Source organism: Paratissierella segnis (genome assembly GCF_014385195.1).
GTDB lineage: Bacteria > Bacillota > Clostridia > Tissierellales > Tissierellaceae > Paratissierella > Paratissierella segnis.
Window position 1 is genome coordinate 61,501 of sequence record NZ_JACRTG010000005.1, and the last position, 7,154, is coordinate 68,654.

At 33.8% G+C, this 7,154-nt stretch carries 7 protein-coding genes; 6 read left to right on the forward strand and 1 reads right to left on the reverse strand.

The window, feature by feature from the left end; genetic code table 11:
* Positions 1-35 precede the first annotated feature (35 nt).
* The 6 genes from allB to H8707_RS02070 all read left to right on the forward strand — a co-directional run bounded on the left by allB (position 36) and on the right by H8707_RS02070 (position 5,866).
* Entirely contained in the window at positions 36-1,451 is a 1,416-nt protein-coding gene (allB, locus tag H8707_RS02045) for an allantoinase AllB (RefSeq protein WP_262428489.1), read from the forward strand.
* Positions 1,448-2,746, forward strand: a complete 1,299-nt coding sequence (locus H8707_RS02050; protein WP_262428490.1) for a CapA family protein — start codon at positions 1,448-1,450, stop codon at positions 2,744-2,746. The genes allB and H8707_RS02050 overlap by 4 nt, the downstream gene beginning before the upstream one ends.
* Positions 2,747-2,902: 156 nt before the next feature.
* On the forward strand, positions 2,903-4,078 hold the full coding sequence (gene alr, locus H8707_RS02055) for an alanine racemase (RefSeq protein WP_262428491.1): 1,176 nt from the start codon (positions 2,903-2,905) through the stop codon (positions 4,076-4,078).
* A gap of 73 nt (positions 4,079-4,151) precedes the next feature.
* Complete coding sequence (locus H8707_RS02060; RefSeq protein WP_262428492.1) at positions 4,152-5,078, forward strand: DMT family transporter; 927 nt, start codon at positions 4,152-4,154, stop codon at positions 5,076-5,078.
* Positions 5,079-5,109: 31 nt separating this feature from the next.
* Positions 5,110-5,583: a ribonuclease domain-containing protein gene (locus H8707_RS02065; protein WP_262428493.1), complete on the forward strand. Its 474-nt coding sequence runs from the start codon at positions 5,110-5,112 to the stop codon at positions 5,581-5,583.
* 13 nt (positions 5,584-5,596) lie between these two features.
* Complete coding sequence (locus H8707_RS02070) at positions 5,597-5,866, forward strand: barstar family protein (protein WP_262428494.1); 270 nt, start codon at positions 5,597-5,599, stop codon at positions 5,864-5,866.
* A 50-nt stretch (positions 5,867-5,916) separates the two neighbouring features.
* On the opposite strand, the gene H8707_RS02075 is transcribed toward H8707_RS02070, so the two are convergent.
* Positions 5,917-6,525 carry a DUF5052 family protein gene (locus H8707_RS02075; RefSeq protein ID WP_262428495.1) on the reverse strand — a complete coding sequence of 203 codons (609 nt, stop codon included), beginning with the start codon at positions 6,523-6,525 and terminating at the stop codon, positions 5,917-5,919.
* Positions 6,526-7,154: the final 629 nt, after the last annotated feature.

The following is a 7,154-nucleotide window of genomic DNA, read 5'->3' on the forward strand; positions in this document are numbered from 1 at the left end:
CAACTTAATATAATTATAACAAGGGAGGCATTACGATGGAATGGGACCATGTCATATTTAATGGAACTATTGTGACATCAAAGGATTCCTTTAAAGGGAATATATATATAAAAAACGGAAAGATATCAGCGATTACATCTGAAAAATTAGAAGGAACAATCAAAGAAATAACTGATGCTGAAGGATTGCTTGTATTGCCGGGATTAATTGATACACATGTACACTCAAGGGATAAAGGAGCTCCTGAAAAAGAAGATTTTTTCCATTCGACGGAGGCTGCAGCAATGGGAGGACTAACTACTATATTTGAAATGCCCAACGCCATACCTGCTATATGTAATGTTGATAATTTACATGAGCAGATTAAAAATCTTACGCCAAAAGCGCATGTTGATTTTGCCGTTTGGGGTTTATGCTTAGGGGATTTGAATAAAAAGGACTTAATTGAATTGAGTGAGGCAGGTGTAATCGCATTCAAATTTTTCTGGGGGTATGCAATCGATAGTAAAACATATCAATTGATTTATAATTATGATCCGCTCAATACAGATGTAATTCAGCCTTTGAAAGATGGGGAAGTTTATGAAATATTCGAGGAGGTTGCTAAAACAGGCAAACTTTTAGCAATACATGCAGAAAATGCAGATCTTATAGATACTTTAACATCAAGAGTAAAAAAAGAAAAGGACTTCACCTATGAGGGGCTATTAAGAGCAAGACCAAATTTAGCAGAAGAAACTGTCGTTCAAACCGCGATATCTTTTGCTAAAACTGCGGGAACGAGACTTCACGTATTGCATTTAAGTACAAAGGAATCAGTAGATTTGATTGATGAAGCACAGAAGAAGGGACTTTTCATAACTTCAGAGACCTGTCCACATTATTTATATCTAAACAATGAAGATTATGACAGAATAGGACCTAAAATGAAAGTATATCCTCCGGTAAAATATAAGGAAGACCAAAATAAGTTGTGGGAAGGGATAGATAAAGGGATAATATCCTTAGTATGCTCCGACCATGCACCTCATACTGCAAAACAGAAAAATGGGGAGCTTTGGGATATTCCTTCTGGCATGTGCGGGGTTGAGACTTTGGCACCTTTGATGATTGATGCTGTAAATAAAAAGAAGATAAATATACATCAGTTGGTATCTCTTTTATCGGAAAATCCTGCAAAATTATTTGGTATATATCCTCAGAAGGGATCAATAGAGATAGGGACTGATGCTGATTTTACTTTGATAGATATGAATGCTAAAATGACTATAAAAGAGGAAAATTTGCATAGTGTAAGCAAAATTACCGCCTTTGACGGTTATGAAGTTGAAGGAAAGCCTGTGGGAACCATAGTCAGAGGAAAGACAGTAATGCGTAACGGAGAAATCATAAATAAACCATTTGGACAGTTTATAAGACCTGATAACAATGGAAGCGGTGATAATCTATGAATGCACCTATAACTTATGTTGCTACAGGAGACAGCTTTATCACTTCCCCATTGAACTTGTGTGGAAATGATAAATTTGAGAAAATTAAAGATCTGATATACAAATCTGAAGTAAGATTTACAAATTTAGAAGTTACAGTCCATGATTTCGAAGGATATCCGTCAGCATTCAGCGGTGGCACTTGGGCTATAGCAAATCCTAATGTGTTGAAGGATATAAAATATTTGGGATTTAATCTCTTAAACATAGCAAATAACCACACTTTAGATTATTCACATAATGGACTGGAAGCGACGGAGAAGTATCTTAAGGATTTTGACTTTGTTTATGCAGGAGCAGGAAGCAATATGGCAGCTGCAAGTGACCCTAAATATTTGAATTGTTCTTCCGGAAGGGTAGGATTTGTTGCAGCGACTTCCACATTCCATGAATCATGGATTGCAGGTGAGCAGAGAAGGGACATGATAGGAAGACCGGGAGTTAATGGACTGAGACATGAATCGACGCATATTATATCAAAAGATAAAATGAGGTCTTTAAAAGAAATAGCAACTATTACAGATATAAATGCTATGAATAATTTAAATTTAAAAGAAGGCTTTGATGTTGGAAATACATCAGATGTATTCAAATTCGGTATATATAAATTTAAGGAAGGAAATAATGAAGGACTTATAACCAAACCGGACTCAAGAGATATGGAAAGAATATTAAGATCCGTATATGAAGCCAAGAGACAAGCTGATGAAGTAATTGTCAGCATTCATTCACATGAAATGAAAGGTGAAGACAAAAGTGTTCCGGCTGATTTCTTGAGAGATTTTGCAAAGGAATGCATTGATCATGGAGCCTCTTCTGTTATCGGACACGGACCGCATATACTCAGAGGAATTGAAATTTATAAAAATTGTCCGATATTTTACAGCCTCGGTAATTTTATATTTCAAACGGATTTGGTATCCAATCTTCCTTCGGATTTTTATGAAAAATATGGACTTACCCATGAGAACAATACAGCAGACGCTCTTGATGCTAGGAGTAAAAACGGAACTGTTGGCTTGGGAAAGAACCCATATGTATGGGAATCTGTTATTGCAAGTTGGAAATCAGTAAACAAAAAAACAGAAGAAATACTTCTATATCCTATAACACTGGGATATGACAGTCCAAGATATAAAAGGGGGTTGCCGGAACTTTCCGACGACCGGTCTATATTGAGAAGATTAGCTAAATTGAGTGAGCCTTTCGGCACAAATATTGAAATTGAAGGAAATGTGGGAAAAATAAAGATTTAGCGGATATAAAAGTCTTTCATCTATATTAAAATATATTGAATGAAAGACTTTTTATTAGCTATTCTATATTAAATGAATAATGATTTGTATTTTATGTATTAATATACCTTATGGAGAGGATATTATAGGTATATAAGAATAAAGGAGATGTTTATTATGGACAATTTGAGAGAAGTAAGACCCGTATATTTGGAAATTAATATGGATAATTTAACTAATAATTATAATGAGATTCGCAGGATAGTAAACCCTAATACTAAGATTATGGCCGTAATTAAAGCCAATGCATATGGTCATGGGTCTGTTGAATTAGCAAAGATGTACGAAAAAATTGGCGTTGACCGACTGGCAGTATCAATAATATCCGAAGCTGTAGAACTTAGGAGAGAAGGAATAAAAATACCTATACAATTATTAAACTATACGCCCGAGTCTCAGCTTGGATTGGTAATAGATAATGATATAATTCAAGGGATTTATACCTACGAAGATGCAAAGCTTCTATCGGATTTGGCAGTTAAAAAGGGCAAAAAGGCAAAAATCCATATAAAAATAGATACCGGAATGGGAAGAATAGGGTTTTTACCTAATGAAGATTCAATAAAAGAGATAGTTAAAATACACAAATTGCCAAAATTAGAGATGGAAGGCATGTTTACACATTTTGCAAAGGCAGATGAAACTGATAAATCATTTACCAAGATTCAATTTGAAAGATTCAATTGGGTATCTGAAAAATTAGAAGAAAATGGAATTGAATTGAAGGTAAAGCATGTTTCCAATTCGGCGGCAATAATTGATTTACCAGAATACAATTTAGATCTGGTAAGACCGGGAATTATATTATATGGTTATTACCCATCTGATGAAGTAAATAAAAACAAGATAAATTTAAAACCGGCAATGACATTGAAATCTAAGATTTCAAATATTAAGACGGTACCTGAAGGTACTGGTATTAGCTATGGACATATATATTCAACTTCTAAAAAATCTGTGATAGCAACCGTTCCAATTGGCTATGCAGATGGTTATTCCAGAATATTATCAGGTAAAGCTGATGTCTGTATAAATAATAAAAGAGCTCCGATAGTAGGAAGAATATGCATGGATCAAATGATGGTAGATATTACCGGAATAGACAATGCTAATATTGGAGATGAAGTTGTATTATTCGGCTATGATAATGAGAGTTATCCGCGAGTTGAAGAACTGGCTTCTTTATTAGGTACAATTAATTACGAGTTCATCTGCATGATGGGCAGAAGAATCCCTAGGGTATTTATAAAAGATAATGAGATAATCGAAATTAAAGATTATTTAGAATGTTAATTAAACCTCTAATCAAATTCTAATTTTCTATGTGGAAATAAAATATTTTGAAATTTACAGCGAGGTGATTATCATGAAAACCAAGGAAACAAAATCGATACTTATATTGTTGCTGACTGCTGCAATATGGGGGCTTTCTTTTGTGGCTCAAAGAGTTGGAATGCAGCATATTGGTGCATTCACATATAATGGTATAAGATTTGCGTTAGGAAGTTTGTCATTACTCCCCGTACTTTATTTTTCAGGTAGAAAATCCAATAATGAAATATACAATGGAGAAAGCAAAGAATTCAAAGAATCAGATGAAAAAACAATTATAAAATCCGGAATATTGGCAGGGCTTGCATTATTTATGGCGTCATCTTTTCAGCAGGTGGGATTGATTTATACTACTGCGGGAAAGGCAGGATTTATTACAAGTCTTTATGTAGTTATTGTACCCATATTGGGGATATTTCTGAAACAGAAAACTCATATTACAACTTGGCTGGGGGCATTAATAGCAGTTGTAGGTCTTTATCTATTAAGCATAAGCGAAAACTTCACTATTGAGTTCGGGGATTTTTTAGAAATCATAGGAGCATTTTTTTATGCAATTCATATACAGCTTATAGATAGATATATAAAAGATATAGATCCTATAAAGTTTTCCAGTGTTCAGTTTGCAACATGTTCCGTTTTGAGCATGATAATTGCATTCATATTTGAAGAAATAACTTTAAGCGGATTATCGGGAGCATTGATGCCAATTCTTTATGGAGGGATTATGTCCTGCGGAGTTGCGTATACCCTTCAAGCCATAGGGCAGAAGAATGCCAATCCTTCCCATGCGGCTATAGCCTTGAGCATGGAAGCGGTATTTGGAGCAATAGGCGGAGCTTTAGTTCTACATGAGGTTTTACCAATTAGAGGATATATAGGCTGCGCCTTGATGATGGTTGGGATACTAATTGCACAATCAGAAAATATGGGAAAGCAAAGCGGAGAAGAGCATATATAAATATAGCAAAACTATATTATTGGAGGATAATATGAAAAGAAGATTATTGTCAATATCTTTAATAATACTATTACTTAGTGTAATATTTACCAGTTGTGCATCCGGACATAAAGAGTTAATAAATAATGGCGAAGTTACAATACCGGAAGAATTAGAAAATAAAATAGATGAAGATGGAATATATTCAAGCCCTGAGGAAGTAGCAGAATACATCCATCTATATGGTAAACTGCCACAAAATTTTATTACAAAGAAAGAAGCAATGGATCTGGGATGGGATAATGAAAAGGGCAATTTATGGGATGTAACTGACAGGACGAGCATAGGCGGTGACTCATTTGGAAATCGTGAAGGATTATTGCCAAAATCAGATGGTAGAAAATATTATGAATGTGATGTGAATTATGAGGGCGGTTATAGAGGAGCTGAGAGAATAGTTTATTCAAATGATGGCTTAATATTTTATACTAATGACCATTACAAATCCTTTGAAAAATTATATTGACGAGGTAAATTAAATGAATTTAATTTTATTAAACGGAAAAAGAATGACGAATAAGGTTAAGGCACACAGATATTTAAAAAGGAAACTAAAGTTTCCGGATTATTATGGTGAAAATCTTGATGCCTTATGGGATGAATTATCTACGATTGCAGAGCCAACAGATATTAAATTTATTAATAAAGATATTCTAATAGAAAACTTAGGAACATATGGTGAGGAAATAATCCGGACATTTGTTGATGCAGCGGAAGAAAATAAAAATATTGGATTTGAGGTAATTTAAAACTTAAAAAACATCAGATTGGATATAAAGCCAATCTGATGCATTTTTATCTATAGCAAATTGGAATCCAAGATTACATAATTGGCCCTGTGAATATATAGGCTTTTTCCATCAATATTTAATCTGGTCATCTTAGGCAAATCTTTAGGAACTGTAATATATACGCTGTTGCCTTGATATACTCCTATGGGGATACCTAATTGACTTGATATTATTATAGTTTTACTCTTTCCTATCTTATTTTTTATATTATTTACAAATCTGTCAATAGGTACAAATCCGCCGCCGTTATCTATGGTTATTTCTTCCGGCATATCAAAATCTTCAATCATATCCAAACCGTCTTCAGCGAATATTACAGTATTGCCTACTTGAATCATTTGTTTCCCATTGATAGTAATCTCCAAAACGGAGGAATCAAAACCTTCAGAAGATGAATCATCACCATCATTATTTTCCAAAATACCTACCGTGATTTTTTTGCCATCAACAGTTAAAGTTTTATTAGCATAATTATCGTATACGTTGATTATATAGTGTCCACCAATTAATTCACCCTTTTTTACAGCTATAAAATCCTTGATTTTTGCACAACCTGAAAAACTTGCTAAAATAACGATTATTGCAAATATAATCAGCAACTTACTCTTTCTTTTCATTTTAGACCTTCCTTTTATATAAATTAATATAAGTGCAACTTTATTAGGTATGGTTAAACTTTCTATCTTATTATTATAACATTTAATTTGGGAGTTTCATATCCCTAGACATTTAGGTATAATTGGAGTAAAATATACAAAACTATTAAAAAATTCACAATTCACAGTTCACAATGCACAATTAAAAGAAAAAAAGAAAGAGTGAAGAGAGAAAAACAAAAAAAGACAGGTAATAGGTAAGAGGTAAGAGGTAAGAGGTAAGAGTTAAGAGTTATTGGGGTCGAACTTTGGGGATGAGAATACAATTGATAGTTGATAGAGGACAGTTGACAGTTGAACAATATTCATCCTATGCAGTATAATCACCGCTTTTGTCATCCTGAGTTTAGCAGTATAAACATTACTTCCGAAGGATCTCCGGTTTTGAAAGACAGGTAATAGGTAAGAGTGAAGAACTAAGAGTGAAGAGTTGCTGGGGTCGAACTTTGGGGATGAGAATACAATTTACAGTTGATAGAGGACAGTTGACAGTTGAACAATATTCATCCTATGCAGTATAATCACTGCTTTTGTCATCCTGAGTTTAGCAGTATAAACATTACTTCCGAAGGATCTCCGGTTTTGAAAGA